The organism is Frondihabitans sp. PhB161, assembly GCF_003814635.1.
Lineage (GTDB): Bacteria > Actinomycetota > Actinomycetes > Actinomycetales > Microbacteriaceae > Frondihabitans.
Genome location: NZ_RKQW01000002.1, coordinates 646,948 through 662,795, shown reverse-complemented (window position 1 = coordinate 662,795; position 15,848 = coordinate 646,948). Strand labels below are relative to the sequence as shown.

The 15,848-nt window shown below is 65.3% G+C and carries 18 protein-coding genes; 11 read left to right on the top strand and 7 right to left on the bottom strand.

Going from position 1 to position 15,848, the window contains the following annotated elements; genetic code table 11:
- Positions 1 to 238: 238 nt before the first annotated feature.
- From EDF39_RS11865 to EDF39_RS11845, 5 genes are all read left to right on the top strand, one after another.
- A complete protein-coding gene (locus tag EDF39_RS11865; RefSeq protein ID WP_123943319.1) occupies positions 239 to 598 on the top strand; it encodes a hypothetical protein in 360 nt (119 codons plus the stop codon).
- 2 nt (positions 599 to 600) lie between these two features.
- Positions 601 to 1,890, top strand: a complete 1,290-nt coding sequence (locus EDF39_RS11860; RefSeq protein ID WP_123943317.1) for a hypothetical protein — start codon at positions 601 to 603, stop codon at positions 1,888 to 1,890.
- A gap of 5 nt (positions 1,891 to 1,895) precedes the next feature.
- The gene (locus tag EDF39_RS11855; RefSeq protein ID WP_199726184.1) at positions 1,896 to 2,654 is read left to right on the top strand and encodes a TatD family hydrolase; all 759 of its coding nucleotides are present in this window, start codon (positions 1,896 to 1,898) and stop codon (positions 2,652 to 2,654) included.
- A 746-nt stretch (positions 2,655 to 3,400) separates the two neighbouring features.
- On the top strand, positions 3,401 to 3,541 hold the full coding sequence (locus EDF39_RS17930; RefSeq protein ID WP_123943314.1) for an AAA family ATPase: 141 nt from the start codon (positions 3,401 to 3,403) through the stop codon (positions 3,539 to 3,541).
- An 11-nt stretch (positions 3,542 to 3,552) separates the two neighbouring features.
- Entirely contained in the window at positions 3,553 to 3,747 is a 195-nt protein-coding gene (locus EDF39_RS11845) for a helix-turn-helix domain-containing protein (RefSeq protein ID WP_123943312.1), read from the top strand.
- Positions 3,748 to 3,812: 65 nt separating this feature from the next.
- Here EDF39_RS11845 and EDF39_RS11840 read toward each other — a convergent pair whose 3' ends face one another.
- Both EDF39_RS11840 and EDF39_RS11835 read right to left on the bottom strand, forming a co-directional pair.
- Positions 3,813 to 4,850, bottom strand: a complete 1,038-nt coding sequence (locus EDF39_RS11840) for a methionine synthase (RefSeq protein WP_123943310.1) — start codon at positions 4,848 to 4,850, stop codon at positions 3,813 to 3,815.
- 20 nt (positions 4,851 to 4,870) lie between these two features.
- Entirely contained in the window at positions 4,871 to 5,863 is a 993-nt protein-coding gene (locus tag EDF39_RS11835) for a DUF1852 domain-containing protein (RefSeq protein WP_123943488.1), read from the bottom strand.
- A 124-nt stretch (positions 5,864 to 5,987) separates the two neighbouring features.
- On the opposite strand from EDF39_RS11835, the gene EDF39_RS11830 reads away from it, so the two are divergent.
- Complete coding sequence (locus tag EDF39_RS11830; protein ID WP_123943308.1) at positions 5,988 to 6,929, top strand: LysR family transcriptional regulator; 942 nt, start codon at positions 5,988 to 5,990, stop codon at positions 6,927 to 6,929.
- Here EDF39_RS11830 and EDF39_RS11825 read toward each other — a convergent pair.
- The gene (locus EDF39_RS11825; protein WP_123943306.1) at positions 6,872 to 7,903 is read right to left on the bottom strand and encodes a DMT family transporter; all 1,032 of its coding nucleotides are present in this window, start codon (positions 7,901 to 7,903) and stop codon (positions 6,872 to 6,874) included. The genes EDF39_RS11830 and EDF39_RS11825 overlap by 58 nt on opposite strands.
- Positions 7,904 to 7,936: 33 nt before the next feature.
- Here EDF39_RS11825 and EDF39_RS11820 point away from each other — a divergent pair, with 33 nt between their 5' ends.
- A complete protein-coding gene (locus EDF39_RS11820; protein ID WP_123943304.1) occupies positions 7,937 to 8,590 on the top strand; it encodes a TetR/AcrR family transcriptional regulator in 654 nt (217 codons plus the stop codon).
- Between the two features lie 43 nt (positions 8,591 to 8,633).
- On the opposite strand, the gene EDF39_RS11815 is transcribed toward EDF39_RS11820, so the two are convergent.
- A complete protein-coding gene (locus tag EDF39_RS11815; protein ID WP_123943302.1) occupies positions 8,634 to 10,136 on the bottom strand; it encodes an MFS transporter in 1,503 nt (500 codons plus the stop codon).
- A gap of 127 nt (positions 10,137 to 10,263) precedes the next feature.
- Between EDF39_RS11815 and EDF39_RS11810 the strand changes: the two genes are divergently transcribed.
- Complete coding sequence (locus tag EDF39_RS11810; protein ID WP_123943300.1) at positions 10,264 to 10,890, top strand: TetR family transcriptional regulator; 627 nt, start codon at positions 10,264 to 10,266, stop codon at positions 10,888 to 10,890.
- 106 nt (positions 10,891 to 10,996) lie between these two features.
- Here the strand turns inward: EDF39_RS11810 and EDF39_RS11805 are convergent, their stop codons facing one another.
- Positions 10,997 to 11,884, bottom strand: a complete 888-nt coding sequence (locus tag EDF39_RS11805) for an SDR family oxidoreductase (RefSeq protein WP_123943298.1) — start codon at positions 11,882 to 11,884, stop codon at positions 10,997 to 10,999.
- Positions 11,885 to 11,986: 102 nt separating this feature from the next.
- A complete protein-coding gene (locus tag EDF39_RS11800; protein WP_123943296.1) occupies positions 11,987 to 12,403 on the bottom strand; it encodes a hypothetical protein in 417 nt (138 codons plus the stop codon).
- Positions 12,404 to 12,486: 83 nt separating this feature from the next.
- Between EDF39_RS11800 and EDF39_RS11795 the strand changes: the two genes are divergently transcribed.
- From EDF39_RS11795 to manD, 3 genes are all read left to right on the top strand, one after another.
- Positions 12,487 to 12,951, top strand: coding sequence for a thioredoxin family protein (locus EDF39_RS11795; RefSeq protein ID WP_123943294.1), 465 nt, complete (start codon positions 12,487 to 12,489; stop codon positions 12,949 to 12,951).
- Positions 12,938 to 13,408 (top strand): DUF4395 domain-containing protein, encoded by a 471-nt coding sequence (locus EDF39_RS11790; RefSeq protein WP_123943292.1) that lies wholly within the window; start codon positions 12,938 to 12,940, stop codon positions 13,406 to 13,408. Before EDF39_RS11795 ends, EDF39_RS11790 begins: the two co-directional genes overlap by 14 nt.
- 141 nt (positions 13,409 to 13,549) lie before the next feature.
- Positions 13,550 to 14,788, top strand: a complete 1,239-nt coding sequence (manD, locus tag EDF39_RS11785) for a D-mannonate dehydratase ManD (protein ID WP_123943290.1) — start codon at positions 13,550 to 13,552, stop codon at positions 14,786 to 14,788.
- On the opposite strand, the gene EDF39_RS11780 is transcribed toward manD, so the two are convergent.
- Positions 14,759 to 15,739 (bottom strand): glycosyl hydrolase family 32, encoded by a 981-nt coding sequence (locus tag EDF39_RS11780; RefSeq protein ID WP_123943288.1) that lies wholly within the window; start codon positions 15,737 to 15,739, stop codon positions 14,759 to 14,761. The genes manD and EDF39_RS11780 overlap by 30 nt on opposite strands.
- Positions 15,740 to 15,848 lie beyond the last annotated feature (109 nt).

The following is a 15,848-nucleotide window of genomic DNA, read 5'->3' as shown; positions in this document are numbered from 1 at the left end:
CCGGGGATCCGGTGGTGGTGGGGCAGCTGGAGGTACTAGTGGCTCGTCCGGTGAAGGTAGACAGGGCTCGCCGCGGCGAGACGCTCGGGCCTACGCGTCGACCGCGAGCCGAGCCGCCGGCCTTGCTCGTGCTTTCCGAGAAGGCGATCGTGCCGCCTTAGAAAAAGCGGGCCTCGACTTCGACAAATTGTCGAGTCTGTCGACGCGCTCCGAGATGGTGCGAGCCATTCTCGACGTCGTGTTCGAAGCACAGACAAGCAGCGACATTCCGACCGAGGAACAGCGAGACATGGCGGGTGCACTGCTTGACTGGATGCTGGACACGGAAGTGAACCCTCAGTTGCCTGACGCGGCCGCTACTGCCGAGCATGCGATCGGTTTTATTGTGGCCGAGATCTTTGTGTCCGAGAGCGGAGAGTTCACATCTCGCGACGGCCTCACGCGGGAGCAATTCATTGAATCCGTCTACGATGTGTCACAGCAGATGGCGGCGAAGACGAATATGTCTGAGCACGGTGCCAAGGCGGACGCCATCGACAAGGCGATTGAGCGCGGTCTTCGCTTTCTCCGTCGGCTTTACCCGCGGGAAGAGAGCTAGCCATGTTCGAATTCGAGCTCTCGGTGACGCCTGTGGCAGCGCTCGCTGCTAACGAAGATCATGTCTTTCGTTGGAACGGGAACTCCTCAACGAGCACAATCGCCTCTAATATCGGGCCCTTGCTCGGTGACTTTGGTCCCGTTAGGGACCGCAATATCGATTTTGTTCGCATAGCTTCGGGAGTTCTCGCGGCGGATCGATCAGCGCCCCGGTCGGGAAGTCTGTCTCGCTGGAATCAGCGCGAGATCTCGCTGACTGTCGAAGTCACGGAGGTGGATCCGTGGAAGGAAGTTGGCACGGATCTCGAAGCCCTCCTCGGATTCCTGACCGGCGACACGTGGCATCTTGGCTTCCGCCGTGGCGAAGCGACTCCGGAACAAGTGGGTCGCGTGGGCATTGATGCCGATCGAGTAGTACTTCTAAGTGGCGGCGCAGACTCCGCGGTTGGAGGTCTCTTGTCTGCACTTGAGCTCGGGAAAAGTAGCAAGAAGCACGTGCTTGTTTCCCATTGGTCGTCTTCGACGCTTTCACCAATCCAGTCACGCGTCGCGAACACGATCGAGCGACTAGCGCCTGGGGCAAGCTCAGATCACATCAAGGTCCATCATTCGCGGTCGCGTACGGCGCTGACGGGTAAGCGTTACGGCACCGAACACTCCACTCGTTCGCGTTCCCTTCTTTTTATTTCGCTCGGTCTAGCTGTCGCTTCGGTGAACGAGGTGCCACTTTGGATTCCTGAAAATGGGTACGCGTCCATAAATCCGCCGCTCTCGTTCAGTCGCCGGGGGAGTCTTTCAACTAAGACCACTCATCCCAAATTTTTCCAAGACCTTCGCGCCATTCTCGAACGCGCCGGGGCGCACTTCGATCTGATGAATCCCTTCGCCGACCTGACAAAAGGGGAAATGTTTTCACGAGTGGTCGGAGCCGTAGGGATGCAGCAAGCCTCGGAGTTCCTCGGGGACACAACTTCGTGCTCGCACACTGGCGCTCGTTCCTACGGAATCTCGCCAAAAGTGGCCTGCGGTGTTTGCTTCGGTTGCGTACTGCGCAGAGCCTCGTTCCACGCAGCGAACCTAACGGACCCCACTACGTACCTGATTCCGGCCGACCAGAAGCAGGTGGCGTGGCTCGAAGATAAGACCGTAATTCCCGCGATGAAGGACTTCCTGGGGGAGGATTTCGGCGTTGCGCAGTTGGCGCGGCTTCAGATTCCGTCGAATATTTTACTCGCGCAAGCGGACAAACTGGTGCAGCGTGGCCGCGCCGAGCTGAGGGGCCTTGGCTTGTGAGGCGCGTGCCTGCACCACTCGACTTGCACGCACACGTCGACCCAAAGATTGAAGGCGCTGACCTGCGCGCGCTTGGCGCTTTCGTGTTCGCCGTAACGCGATCGCTCGAAGAGTTCACCTCGGTCAGCCAGCGTCGAGACGGACGAGTCGTCTGGGCCGTCGGTGTGCACCCAGGTCTTGTCGGAGCGCAGGAAAATTTTGATCGGGACCGGTTCCGCAAACTCGTCGAGGTGACCCCGATCGTGGGTGAGATCGGACTTGACGGAACAAGCCGTGTTCCCATGGCTACGCAGATCAACACGTTCCGCTCGATTCTCGAGGTGCTTCAGGAATCCCCTCGCATCCTTAGCATCCATAGCGCGGGAGCTCACCTTCAGCTACTCCGCGAATTGCATCGCACGCCTGTAGATGGTGTTGTTCTGCACTGGTGGACAGGCTCGCCGGCCCTTACGGAAGAAGCGGTTCGTTTGGGCTGCTACTTCTCACTTCCCCCCGCCCTCATGTCGTCGGGGCTTCTGGGGTTGATTCCCAGAGATCGCATTCTTTCGGAGACCGATCATCCATATGGCGACAGGAGGACACCGGGACAAAGGACTCCCGGAGGCGTATCAGAGGTAGAAGTGCGAGTCGGTAAGACGTTGGACGCGAGCAAACTTGAGGCACGGCGCCTGATATGGATTAACTTTCGAAAGCTAGTAGAAGAAGTCGGAGTTCAAGGCCTCCTGCCACCGCCGTGGCTCGAAGTCCTGGAGCATCTCGATTAAGTGATTCCACCAGCGGTCCTCAGGCCAGACTCTCGACAGTTCTAAAGAGGACGCCATGTTGGTGGACAGAACGATTTGCTGAAAATGCGACGTTCGTGCTTGGCCGAATCAGGCGACGCAGGGGAGCGAGGGCAACGGCGATCAATTTAGTGGCTGACCCTGCCGTGTTCGGTGTCGATGATGAGGGCAGCCCAGCAGCTTGGGGTGACTACATCCAGGGGGAGAACACGCGCTCTGGCTTTCACGAAAAGTGGCGTCGGCGCGAGCAGTGTTTGTGCTCGCGACCGGCGCCCGTTTATACGCCAAATTCAGATGCCAGATCAGGCCGGTGCTGATATGAAAAAGACTTGTATTTCGAGGTCGATGGGAAGACTTAGCGGTCGAGGACCTCGCGGGCCATCTTGATCGCCAACATTGCTTGGGCCAGCCAGCGTAGGAAGCGAGGTGAACGAGCGCCTTGCTTCGACACACGTTGGGGCATCAATACTATGAATACGTATTCTTACTTACAGGGTGCGTACAGTCCGACCGGTACGTCCGCGCCGGACTTTTTCATTGGTTCGGACCGCGGTTCGTGACCGCCACCCCTGATTAGGGTTCGAGTCTCGTAAGGCTCTTGCTCCGGTACGTGGTTTGAGGGTGCCTCCGCGCTAATGCCGCCCTGTTGGATGTACCGATGGTGTTGTAAATCGCGCCATTTTCTTGGTTCTCAGCGGGTGCCATAATCCGTTGCAAAGGGGGGAATCATGAAGATCAAATGCGTACTTATCGAAAACTTTCGCTGCCTCGGCGAGGTCGATGTCGACTTCGCCGGCATCACCACTTTCATCGGCCCGAACGGGGCCGGCAAATTGTCCGTGCTTCGCAGAGCAATATTCGGACGGTAAGAAGGCATCAGATGGCCTCTGACAAGATGCATCTCGAGCTAGATGAAGACGACGTTTACACGATCATGAGCTGTTTGAACGAGACCATGGAGGCTCTCGACGATTGGGAGTTCGCCACTCGTGTAGGAGTTGACCGCGCAACAGTCCATGCCCTGTTGAGGACGCTGTCGGGCTTGGTCGACTTGCATCAAGCGCGCGACGAATAGGCAGCCTTCCAGCAGAGAAACGGGCTGTGCCCGACGGAACATGAACTCATTCGGTGGCTGTGCCCCTAAGACCGCGCCGCAACCAGCTCCGCACGAACGACGTCAGCACCCGCCTTGAGCGCGGCCAGCTTGCCGAGCGCGACGCCCCGAGTCATCGGCGTCATCCCGCAGTTCGTGCTGGGGATGAGCTTGTCGGCATCGACGTACCGGAGCGCGGTGCGCAGGGTGTCGACAACCTCGTCCGGGGTCTCGACGGTGTCGCTCGCCACGTCGATGGCACCGAGCATGACCTTCTTGCCGCGCAGGAGCTCGACGAGGTCGACCGGAACGTGCGAGTGGTGCGATTCGAGCGAGATCGTGTCGATGCTGGACTGCTGCAGCAGGGGGAACGACTTCTCGTACTGCCGCCACTCCTCGCCGAGGGTCGCCTTCCAGTCGTTGTTCGCCTTGATGCCGTAGCCGTAACAGATGTGCACGACAGTCTCGGCACGGAGGCCCTCGGCAGCCCGCTCGAGCGTGGCCACACCCCAGTCCTGCACCTCGTCGTGGAAGACGTTGAAGGCGGGCTCGTCGAACTGGATGATGTCGACGCCGGCGGCCTCGAGCTCGCGGGCCTCCTGGTTGAGGATCGTGGCGAACTCCCACGCCAGCTTCTCGCGACTCTTGTAGTGACGGTCGGAGAGCGTGTCGATCATGGTCATTGGGCCGGGCAGAGCCCACTTGATCGGCTGATCGGTCTGCTGCCGGAGGAACTTCGCGTCGTCGACGAACACGGGCCTCTCGCGACTCACAGCTCCCACGACGGTGGGAACGCTCGCGTCGTACCGGTCTCGGATCCTCACGGTCTCGCGGTTCTCGAAGTCGACCCCGGTGAGGTGCTCGATGAACGTCGTGACGAAGTGCTGGCGGGTCTGCTCCCCATCGCTGATGATGTCGATGCCGAGACGGCTCTGCTCCTGGACGGAGATGCGGAGGGCATCTCTCTTGCCCTCGACCAGCGCCTCACCTTCGAGCTTCCAGGGCGACCAGAGAGAGCCCGGCTCGGCGAGCCAAGACGGCTTCGGCAGGCTGCCGACGGGGGAGGTGGGCAGAAGAGTGTTCATGGACGAGGATCCTCCGGCGGTCATCGAGTAGGAACGGGGTAGTTGGCGGCCCAGTGCTCGAGCACCTCTCGGTGCGGCTTCACGAAGTGCTCCTCCGTGAACTTGCCCTGTGTGATTGCGAGCTGGTTGCGCTCCGTGCGGTCGTACGAGATCTCGGTGCGCGAGAAGTCGTGCTGCTCGAGGGTCGGTCGGTAGACGCCGGCGGCGGCGGAGTTGGCGTTGTAGATCTCGGGCCGATAGATCTTCTGGAACGTCTCCATGGTGCTGATCGTGCCGATGAGCTGCAGGCTGGTGTAGTCGTTCAGCAGGTCGCCGCGGTGGTAGAACGCGAGCGGCGCCACGGCACCCGGCGGCATGAAGTACCGCACCTGCAAGCCCATCCGCCCGAAGTACGTGTCGGTCATCGAGTAGTCGTCTTGGCGGTATTCGACGCCGAGGATCGGGTGGGAGTTCGAGGTGCGGCTGTACGTCTTGCTGGTCGAGACGCTGATGCAGATCACCGGCGTCATCGGGAAGCGCTCCTGATAGACGGCGGAGTCGAGGAAGTGCTGGAAGAGCTTGCCGTGGAGGGCGCCGAAGTCGTCGGGCACAGTGAATTCGGTCGCGTCGCGGTTGACTTCGGGCAGGAGCACGCTGAAGTCGAAGTCGCGCACGTACGACGAGAAGTTGTTGCCGACGATGCCCTGATGGCGCACGCCGGTCTGCTTGTCGACGATGTGGATGTCGAGCACCTCGAGAAGCGGGAACACCCGGTCTTCGCCGCCCGCGCTGAACTGCAGCTCGGCGGTGACGATGTCGAGCTCGACGGTGTACCGGTCGCCGCCGGGGTTGTCCCAGTGCGCGAGGCTGTTGAACCGCCGGTCGATCATCGTCAGGGCGTTGCGGAGGTTCTGCTGACGGTGCTCGCCCCGGGCCAGGTTCGCGAAGTTCGTGGTGGCCCGCGAGGTCTCGGACGGCGCGTAGTTCTCGTCGAATCGGGTGGTGGTGATGTTGAACGTGAAGTCGTTCGCCATGAGCGGCCAATCCGGTAGCTGATCGGCCGGGAAGGGCCTGGTGAATGTCGGTACAGCCATCGTGGTGCTTCGGCGCGGGTATCAGGTAATTCGGCGCTGCTATGCCTACCTATAGGCTCTCGCTATGGCCCGACGGACGAGCGGAATCACGCTGCAGCAGCTTCTCTACTTCATCGAGGTCGCCGCGGAGGAATCGATCACGGCGGCTGCCGATGTGCTCTACGTCGCACAGCCGACGATGTCGGCGGCGATGAAAGACCTCGAGACCCGAGTGGGCCGCTCGCTGCTCCTCCGCTCGGCTCGCGGAGTCACGCTGACCACCGACGGCGCGGAGTTTCTCGGGTACGCCCGGCAGGTCGTCGAGCAGGTGGCGCTTCTGGAGCAGCGCTACCTCGGACGGCCGCCGTCGCGACGCCTGCTCGGGGTGTCGACGCAGCACTACTCGTTCGCGGTCGACGCGTTCGTGCGGATGGTCAAAGAGACCGAGGCGGCGGAGTACGAATTCTCGCTTCGAGAGACCCGCACCTGGGACATCATCGAAGACGTCCGTACGCTCCGCAGCGAGTTAGGCATCCTCTACCGAAACGACTTCAACCGGAACGTCATCGACAAGCTCCTCCGCGACTCCGGGCTCCTCTTCCACCCCCTCTTCTTCGCCGAGCCGCACATCTTCATCTCCCGCAAGAACCCTCTGGCCTCCCGAGAGCGTGCCACCCTCGACGACCTCGCCGACCTGCCACGGCTCACCTTCGATCAGGGCGCGAATAACTCCTTCTACTTCGCCGAGGAGATCCTCTCCACCCTGTCGAGCAAGCGCGAGATCCGGGTCTCGGATCGCGCGACGATCTTCAACCTCATGATTGGCCTCAACGGCTACACGATCTCGACCGGCATCGTCAGCGACGACCTCGACCCCGAGATCGTGGCTGTGCCGCTCGACGTCGACGAACGAATCGAGATCGGCTGGATCGGCCACTCGGCGATCCCCCTCACCGAGCAGGCGCAGCGTTACCTCGCCGAAGTGAGGGCGGTCGTCGCGGGCTTCGGCGTGGAGCTGCTCGGCTGATCAGCGCAGTGCGACAGGGGCCGAGGATCCGGCCGCGCCGCCTGCATGGTCCGAGCCGCGCGGGCTGCCCGGCCCTCGCTGGCCAGCACGAGCGCCACTCCCGCGGCGCACGGCACGAACCCGACCAGCGTCAGGCCGGTCAGCGGCTCGGCCAGTAGCAGGTTGCCGGCGATGGCGGTGGTCGGTGCCACGAGGAACAGCAGGGCGTTCAGCGCCGTGATGCCGACCCGGCGAAGGAGCCACCAGTAGAGGCCGTACGCGATCAGGGTCGGTACGATCGCCGAAAGCGCCACGGCGAGCCAGAACGTCGAGCTCGCCGGCGGAGCCAACGTGCCGGTCACTGCTGCCAAGACGATCAGAGCTGCGGCCGTCACCGCGACGTGGATCGTCAGAGTGGTCACGACGGGGAGGCGGGATTCCGACCGGCGCTCGACGAACGTGCCGGCGATCAGGCAGAGCATGGCGAGGGCGGGGAGCCCATACGCGATGGGCGGCGCAGAAGACCCACCGAGCTGCGAGCCGACGACCGTGGCCACGCCGATGGCGCCGACCGCGAGACCGAGCCACTGCGCACCGCGTACTCGCAGCCCGAGCAGCGGGCCGACGAGCGTGGCGACGACCAGGGGCTGAATCGCGTCGATCAGCGCGGTCGTGCCCGTCGCGATCCCGGTGCCGACGGAGGCGTACACGAACACGCAGTAGCCGAACTGGGCGAACAGACCGATCGTGGCCTGGTGTCGCAGATCGGAGCGGGTGACACCTCGAAAGCGCCCGGTTGCGACCGTCACGACGAGTAGGACGATGGCCAATGGTGCGAATCGCCAGACGAGCAGGGTTGTCAAGCCGACGTCGACGGTGGCCACCTTGGCGATGATGAAGCCCGAGCTCCACGAGGCGACGAACGCCGCCGAGGCCAGTGCGGTGACTCCGACACGAAGGGCACCGACGCGAAGTACACCGATCTGTTTACTCATGCCGCCGACTATACAGGTCGGTAGACTTTGGGCATGCCATCATCCGCCACCGCCGTCGACGAGGGCTCTCGCAGTTCTATCGACAGGCTCCTCGCCGCTCGCGACCTCCCGGCGATGACCCCCGGCGCTCGCCGCGTGCTCGAAGCGGCGTCGCGCCTGTTCTACGACCACGGCATCCACGCCATCGGCGTCGACACGATCGCGAGCGAGGCGGGTGTGACGAAGAAGACCCTCTACGACCGCTTCGGCTCGAAGGAGGCGCTGGTCGTCTCGTATCTCCAGCATCGCGACGCGAGGTGGCGCGACCATGTGGCCGCGAACCTCGCTCGGGTGCCCGAGCCCGGCATCGACCAGGTGCTCGCGGTCTTCGACGCGTCGAACTCGTGGATGAGCGACAACAGCCCGAAGGGGTGCAGCGCGATCAATGCCCGCGCCGAGATCGGCGACGGCCACGACGGCCACCCGGTGTTCCCCGAGGTCTCCGGGCAGAAGGTCTGGATGCTGGATGTCTTCGCCGAGCTCTGCCGTGCCGCCCGGGTCACCGACCCGGACGACACGGCGCGGCTGCTCATGCTGCTGTACGAGGGGGCCCTCGTCACGGTCGGCATGGAGACCTTCGCCGAGCCGTTCGCCGTCGCACGGGCCGCGGCGGAGGGCATCCTGCGGGGGCGGACCGCCGGATCCTGAGGTAGTCGGTCTCTCGTCACCCGCCAGGATGCCCGTTCGCGACCTACTTCACGGTGACGATCGCATCGGTGTCTTCGACGCCGAGGGCGCGGGCATCGTGAGCGCGCTTCTTCATCGACGGAGCGATCAGCGCGATGATGATCGCCAGGACGGCGACGCCGGCAGACGTCCAGAAGCCGATCGTGAAGGTGTCGTCGGAGGGCAGCGCGATGGAGCCGGTCGGAAGTGGGAAGACCTGGGTGTGTGACGAGATCAGGGCCGCGATCACGGCGGTTCCGACGCTCGAGCCGATGGTGCGGGCGATCGTGTTGGCGCTGATCGCCTCGCCGGTCTGAGCCAGGGGGACGCTCTCGATGACGGCGTTCGAGGCGGCTGCGAGCCCGAATCCGATGCCGGCACCCGTCATGATTCCCGAGGCCAGGATCTGCCAGAGGTATGCGTGCGAGATGGCCGGCAAGACGAATGCGGCGGTCAAGAAGGTGGCGCCGATGACCAGCGCGGGCTTCGGCCCGTACTTGCGGACGATGCTGCCCGAGAGGGGCGAGACGACGACGAGCATCAGGACCGTCGGCAGGAGGAACAGGCCGGCGACCGAGGCGGTCTTGCCGAAGCCGTAACCGGTGAACGTGGGCAGCTGCAGCAGGGTCGGCACGAGCACGAAGGTGCCGTACATCGCGAAGCCGAAGACGAGCGCGACGACGTGGGCCGTCCAGACGCCGCGGATCGTGAAGAGCCGCACGTCGATCAACGGGCTGGTGACGCGGAGTTCGACCAGCACGAAGGCAACGAGTGCAACGGCGCCGAGGGCAAGGAGGCCGATCGTTTTGACGTCGCCCCAGCCCCAGCTCTCTCCCTCGCTGATGGCGAGGAGGAGCGAGACCAGCGAGACCGTCAGGATCCCGGTGCCCGCCAGGTCGAGTCGCCCGGGTGTGCGAATCGGCGACTCCTTCATGCCGAAGATGATGCCCACGAGGGCCACGACGATGAGCACGAGGGGGAACCAGAACAGCCAGTGATAGTCGAGGTTCTGCACGATCGGGCCGGCCGCGACGATGCCGACGCCCGCTCCGATGCCGAAGATGCCCGACAGGATCCCGATCGTGACGCTGACGCGCTCCTTCGGGAGCTCGTCGCGGACGATGCCGATCGAGAGGGGCAGCACTGCGCCGGCGGCGCCCTGCAGGATGCGCGCCACGATGAGAACGCCGAGGTTGGGGGCGAGGGCTGCGACGACCGTTCCGATCAGCAGGAGGCTCATCACGACGATGAGGATCTTGCGCTTGCCCATCATGTCGCCGAGCTTCGCGAAGATCGGCGTGAGCACGGAGGCGGATAGGAGGTACGCCGTGATGATCCAGCTGACGCTCGCCGTCGAAGCGTTCAGGTCACGGCCGATCGTGGAGAGGGCCGGTGCGACAAGCGACTGGAGGACGGCGTACGCGAGGCCGCCGAGTGCCAGGTAGACGACCAGGAGAGTCGTGTTCGGGTTGTGCCCGCGGGTGACGGGAACGGAACCGGTGGCGGGTTCCTGAAGGGTGTGCGACATGAGGCTCCGAGTCGATGTAAACAAGTGATGACTTAGCGACTCTATCCAGAATCGGATGAAAGTCAACAGTTGTTTACAGGCTCTGGGCTCGACCTGTACGGTGGGGGAGAATCGCAAGGGAGCCATGATGCACACAGCGCCGCACGCCGTCGACGCAGACGCCACGACAGGGAAATCGCGGGACGCCGCCAACACCCGACGACTCCTTCTCTCCTCTGCTCGTCGGCGATTCGCGCAGGACGGCTACTCGGCGACCCGGGTGCGCGACATCGCCGCCGACGCCGGGGTCAACGTCGCGCTCATCAACCGCTACTTCTCGTCGAAAGAGGGCCTCTTCGAAGCCTGCCTCGCCCACGCCCGAGACGAGCTGGGGCGGTCCGACGGCTCGGCGGCGACGCTCGACGATCTCGTGGAGGCCCTCACTCGGCAGGTCGCGGGGCCAGCGAACGGCGACCGTTCGCTTCAGCTCCTGCTCCTCCTGCGGTCATCAGGAGACGAGACGGCCGACGAGATCCGCCTCAACACGCTCCGCTACTTCGCTGATCAGATGGCGGTCGCGGCCGGGCGCAGTGTGGAAGACGTCTCGAGCGACGACCTCCGGCTCCGAGCGCAGATCGCGCTGTCGACAATGCTCGGCATTGCCCTGCTCCGTGCTTCGTCGACGGGTCTCGAGCCGCTGGCCTCCACCGGGGTCGACGGCCTCGAAGGGCCTCTTCGTGACGTGATCACGGCGCTTCTCGCTCCGCGCCTCTAGGCGGGGCTCAGGGCGGGGGCGCGGACCCCGGTGGAGATGTTCTGCGCGGCATCGACCTCGACGCGGCGCAGAACATCTCGACCGGGGCCGACCCGGCCGCTACGACTTAGAACGCGGGAGTGCCGCCCGCGATCGTGATCGTGGCACCGGAGGTGTAGCTGGACTCCGGGCTAACGAGGTGCACATACGCCGCAGCGAGCTCGGCCGGCTGACCGGGACGCTTGAACGGGGCCTGCTCGCCGAACGTCGATACGGTCTCGGCGTCGTCGGATCCTGGCTGGAGGGGAGTCCAGACGGGGCCGGGCGACACCGAGTTCACGCGGATGCCCTTGGGGGCGAGCTGCTGGGCAAGTGCCGCGGTGAAGACACCGATCGCACCCTTGGTCAGGGCGTAGTCGATCTTGTCGGGGGAGGGCTGGGCGCCCTGGATGGAGCCCGTGGTGACGATGCTGGATCCTGGCTCGAGGTGCGGAATCGCTGCCTGGCAGAGCCAGAAGAGCGAGTACACGTTCGTCTTGATGGTCGAGTCGATCGCGTCGGTCGTGAGGGTGAGGATGTCGTCGTTGCTCTCCATGCGGCCGGCGACCATCACGAGGGTGTCGAGTCCGCCGAGTTCGCGGACGGCTGTCTCGATGAGATCCGCGCAGTACTGCTCGCCGGAGATGTCGCCGGGCACCAGGATCGCCTTGCGACCCTCGCTGACGAGGAGATCGCGGACCTCCTCGGCGTCGGTCTGCTCGTCGGGCAGGTACGAGAGGACGAGGTCGGCGCCCTCGCGAGAGAGGGCGATGGCGGCGGCTCGCCCGATGCCGGAATCGGCTCCGGTGACGACACCGCGGAAGCCCTTGAGGCGGCCGAGACCGACGTAGCTTTCCTCACCGTGGTCGGGCTTCGGATCCATCTTCCAGGCCGCGCCCGGCAACGACTGCTCCTGCTTCGGGAACGGCGGGGCCGGGTAGAGGGTGATCGGGTTCTTCTTGTCGTATTGGCTCATTCTTCGACACTGGCCCGGTCGCGGTCGATCGGCTCTTCACGGCCGAACGGGTTGACAACGCGGGATGCGGCATTGAGCAGCGCACCGCAGCGTGGCGGTGCGCTAGCGACGGACGACTACCCGCTCGACGGCGACGGACCCGTCGGCGGCGCGCGTCAGGCGCCGGGTGTCGAACCGCGGGTGGCGGATGCGCGGAATCCAGTAAGCGAGCCAGAGCAACCCGGTCACGACCACCAGGCCGAGGTTGTAGCAGAAGGGGATGCCCATGCGGCGCTCCATCAGCACCTCGTCGGGGCTCGACTCGACGACGGTGTAGCCGAGGTCGGTCAGCTTCGCGACCTCCACGTCGACGACGTCGGTGGACGCCAGCGCAGCATCCGCCGCGACCGGCTTGGGTGCGAAGACACAGGCGCAGTTCGCACCGAACGCGCAACTTAGAGTGCGCGGGCCCGACGTGGCCGGCACCGTGGTGCCCGGCATGGACGCACCCGGCGAGAGAACGATCGGGGAGCGGCTCATATCGCAAGCGTAACCAGTGCTGGATCCTTCGTCACACGCGGTCATGTGGGCGAAGCACCAGAAAAACGACCTATCGTCGAGCGATGACTCCCGGCCTTGCTCTTGTCGCGCTCCTCGCGCTGGTCGCGTTGGCGACCGTCGTCGGGCTGGCGTGGCGGCGGTCGACCGGCCGGGTGCGTCGCCGACCCGAGAGTGACGACGACACCCGAGAGAGCGATCTCGTCAGGCCCGCCGACGTCGGCACGACCGAGGCATTCGGCCACCGCGTCACGTTGCTGCAGTTCTCGACCGAGTTCTGCACCTACTGCCCGGCGACGAGGCGGTTGCTATCGGCCGAGGCCGCGCGGCACGAGGGCGTCGAGCACATCGACGTCGACCTCACCCGGGCCCCCGACGTGGCGACGCGCTACAACGTTCTGCAGACGCCGACGACGCTGATCCTCGACCGTCGCGGGGCCATTCGCGCACGAATCGGCGGGCCGCCGAAACCTCGCGAACTCGAATCCGAACTCGCTCGACTACTGGGAGACGACCATGACGCCAACTGACCGAGGATCCGGCATCGACCCGCGCTCACCCCGCTTCGGGGCCGGGATCACCGCGATCCTCCTCCTCGCGACGATCTTCCTGTCGCTCGTCGGCGCGTCCGTGGCGGCCGTGATCGTGCTGACGGCGATCGCCCTCCTCTTCGCCTGGGGGGCCTTCGCGGGCATCCGCCGTCACCCCTACGGCGCCCTCTTCCGACGCGTCATTCGGCCCCGACTACCAGCACCGACCGAGCTCGAAGAGCCCACGCCGCCGACGTTCGCCCAGGGGGTCGGCCTCGTCATCACCGGCATCGGCGTCGTGCTCGGTCTCGTCGGGCTCGCCTGGGCAGTGCCGCTCTTCGCCGCTCTGGCGTTCGTCGCGGCGTTCCTCAACTCGGTCTTCGGCTACTGCCTGGGGTGCCAGATGTATCTGCTCGGGGTGCGCGCCGGGGTGCTCGGGCGGCCGCAGCGCGCGTAGGGCCGGCCGGGTCACACACGAGGATCCGCGGATCCTTCGCTCTGACCAGCCCTTCGAGGCGCGACCGGCGCCCGTAGGCTCGATGGTGCGCCCGTAGGCTCGATGGTGCGCCCGCGCCACCCAGAACGAAGGAGTTCTCCCGTGATCATCGACAAAGCCGAAGTGATCGTCACCAGCCCCGACCGCAACTTCGTCACGCTCAAGCTGACGACCGACGACGGCCTCACGGGTCTCGGGGATGCGACCTTGAACGGCCGGGAGCTCGCCGTCGTGGCCTATCTCTCGGAGCATGTCGTGCCGCTCCTCGTCGGCCGGGATGCCAGCCGCATCGAAGACACCTGGCAGTTTCTCTACCGAAGCGCCTACTGGCGGCGGGGCCCGGTGACGATGGCCGCGATCGCCGCGGTCGACGTCGCCCTGTGGGACATCAAGGCGAAGGCCGCAGGCATGCCCCTCTACCAGCTACTCGGCGGGGCGTCGCGGACCGGCCTGCTCGCCTACGGCCACGCCTCGGGCAAGACGACCGACGAGCTGTTCGACTCGATCCGCTCGCACCAGGAGCAGGGCTACAAGGCCATCCGAGTGCAGACCGGCGTGCCGGGGCTCAAGTCGATCTACGGCATCGCCTCGAACGCCACCTTCGAGGCCAACAGGGGCGTGCGTTACGACCACGAGCCCGCCCAGCGCGGGGCTCTGCCGAACGAGGAGGACTGGGACACCCGTTCGTACCTCCGCCACGTGCCGACCGTGTTCGAGGCCGTCCGCAACGAGTTCGGGCCGGAGGTGCCGCTGCTGCACGACGGGCACCACCGGATGACGCCGATCCAGGCCGCGAGCCTCGGCAAGTCGCTCGAGCCCTACGACCTCTTCTGGCTCGAAGACGTCACGCCGGCCGAGAACCCTGAGGCGCTCCGCCTGGTGCGCCAGCACACGACGACCCCGCTGGCCATCGGCGAGATCTTCAACACCGTCTGGGATTACCAGCAGATCATCCGCGAGCAGCTGATCGACTACGTCCGCAGCGCCGTGACCCACACCGGCGGCATCACGCACCTGCGGAAAGTGCTCGACTACGCCTCGCAATACCAGATCAAGTCGGGGATGCACGGGCCCACCGACATCTCGCCGGTCGGAATGGCAGCCGCGATGCACCTCGGGCTCGCGATCCACAACTTCGGCATCCAGGAGTACATGAAGCACGGCGACGCCACGAACGAGGTGTTCCAGCAGACCTTCACCTGGACGGACGGCATGCTGCACCCCGGCGACGAGCCGGGCCTCGGAGTGTCGCTCGACGTCGACGCGGCGGGCAGGTACCCCTACGAGAAGGCGTACCTGCCCTACAACCGCCTAGCCGACGGCACCGTTCACGACTGGTGACGGTTCGATGCGCACGACGCCGTCGACCACGCCGATCTCGAACGGGTCGCTGATGTCGCCGACGAACGAGCCGTCGGGCGCGTTGTGCCGGAACGCCAGGAAGAGCGGTCGGCCCGTCTCGCGCTCGGCGATGACGCGGCCGACGTAGAGCGAGTCGTCGGTGAGCAGCTGCGCGGCCTCGAGGTCGAACGGCCCGCTGAGGCTCTCGCCCGGGGCCACCCAGATGCCGCCGGTCGCCGTCGTCTCGCGCCTCGGCCCCGCCAGCTCGGGCGCGAGGCAGGAGAACGTGATGAAGGCTTGGCCGTCGAGGCCGAAGGTCTGCACGACCTCCAGCTGCTCGAAGCCGTGCCCCGGCGTCGTCAGCGGCGGCAGCGCCTGCCAGTGCTCGAGGTCGGTGGAGTGCGCCCGAGCCACGATTCCGCCGCCGCCCTCACCCGCGCGGGCACCGACCGCTCGCGCGGTGACGAACATCGTCCAGCCGTCGCCATCGGCGAAGACCCACGGGTCGCGGAACGCCTCGTGATCCCAGCCGCCGTCGACGAGCCGGTGGTGCCAGCGCTCGTCGGCCCGCAGCACGGGGTTTGCCGGGTTCTTCGTCCAGGTCAGCAGATCGTCGGAGGTGGCGTAGCCGACGGTCTGCACGTTCCGGCCGCCCGGCATCGAGGTGCCCGTATAGAACTGGAACCAGTGGCCGTCCGGGTGCCTGACGATCGAGCCCGTCCAGGTCGCCACGTCGTCGAACGCGGGGGCGTCCGAGTGCACGAGAGCGTCGGCGACCCGGGTCCACGAGCGGAGGTCGGTCGAGACCGCGTGCCCGACCGACGCTCTCAGGTGGCGGGCGTCTGGATCCTGAAGCGCTCTCGACGCGTAGAGGAAGAACGCGTGGTACTCGGCGCCGTCGTCGACGAGCCAGAAATCCCACACCCACGAGTCGGCGAGATGGAGCGTCATCAGGCCTGCAGCCAGGCCGTGCTCGCACCCGGAAGTAGGAACGACCACTCAGAGGGGCCCGATGTGGGAGCAGATGGAGTCGAATTCATGGAGGTCTCTCCTTCGAGGG

Excerpts from the sequence above, each read along its gene's own strand:
- EDF39_RS11860 (WP_123943317.1), top strand. The coding sequence starts at position 601 with ATGTTCGAATTCGAGCTCTCGGTGACGCCTGTGGCAGCGCTCGCTGCT.
- EDF39_RS17930 (WP_123943314.1), top strand. The coding sequence starts at position 3,401 with ATGAAGATCAAATGCGTACTTATCGAAAACTTTCGCTGCCTCGGCGAG.
- EDF39_RS11845 (WP_123943312.1), top strand. The coding sequence starts at position 3,553 with ATGGCCTCTGACAAGATGCATCTCGAGCTAGATGAAGACGACGTTTAC.
- EDF39_RS11840 (WP_123943310.1), bottom strand. The coding sequence starts at position 4,850 with ATGAACACTCTTCTGCCCACCTCCCCCGTCGGCAGCCTGCCGAAGCCG.
- EDF39_RS11835 (WP_123943488.1), bottom strand. The coding sequence starts at position 5,863 with ATGGCGAACGACTTCACGTTCAACATCACCACCACCCGATTCGACGAG.
- EDF39_RS11830 (WP_123943308.1), top strand. The coding sequence starts at position 5,988 with ATGGCCCGACGGACGAGCGGAATCACGCTGCAGCAGCTTCTCTACTTC.
- EDF39_RS11825 (WP_123943306.1), bottom strand. The coding sequence starts at position 7,903 with ATGAGTAAACAGATCGGTGTACTTCGCGTCGGTGCCCTTCGTGTCGGA.
- EDF39_RS11820 (WP_123943304.1), top strand. The coding sequence starts at position 7,937 with ATGCCATCATCCGCCACCGCCGTCGACGAGGGCTCTCGCAGTTCTATC.
- EDF39_RS11815 (WP_123943302.1), bottom strand. The coding sequence starts at position 10,136 with ATGTCGCACACCCTTCAGGAACCCGCCACCGGTTCCGTTCCCGTCACC.
- EDF39_RS11810 (WP_123943300.1), top strand. The coding sequence starts at position 10,264 with ATGCACACAGCGCCGCACGCCGTCGACGCAGACGCCACGACAGGGAAA.
- EDF39_RS11805 (WP_123943298.1), bottom strand. The coding sequence starts at position 11,884 with ATGAGCCAATACGACAAGAAGAACCCGATCACCCTCTACCCGGCCCCG.
- EDF39_RS11800 (WP_123943296.1), bottom strand. The coding sequence starts at position 12,403 with ATGAGCCGCTCCCCGATCGTTCTCTCGCCGGGTGCGTCCATGCCGGGC.
- EDF39_RS11795 (WP_123943294.1), top strand. The coding sequence starts at position 12,487 with ATGACTCCCGGCCTTGCTCTTGTCGCGCTCCTCGCGCTGGTCGCGTTG.
- EDF39_RS11790 (WP_123943292.1), top strand. The coding sequence starts at position 12,938 with ATGACGCCAACTGACCGAGGATCCGGCATCGACCCGCGCTCACCCCGC.
- EDF39_RS11780 (WP_123943288.1), bottom strand. The coding sequence starts at position 15,739 with ATGACGCTCCATCTCGCCGACTCGTGGGTGTGGGATTTCTGGCTCGTC.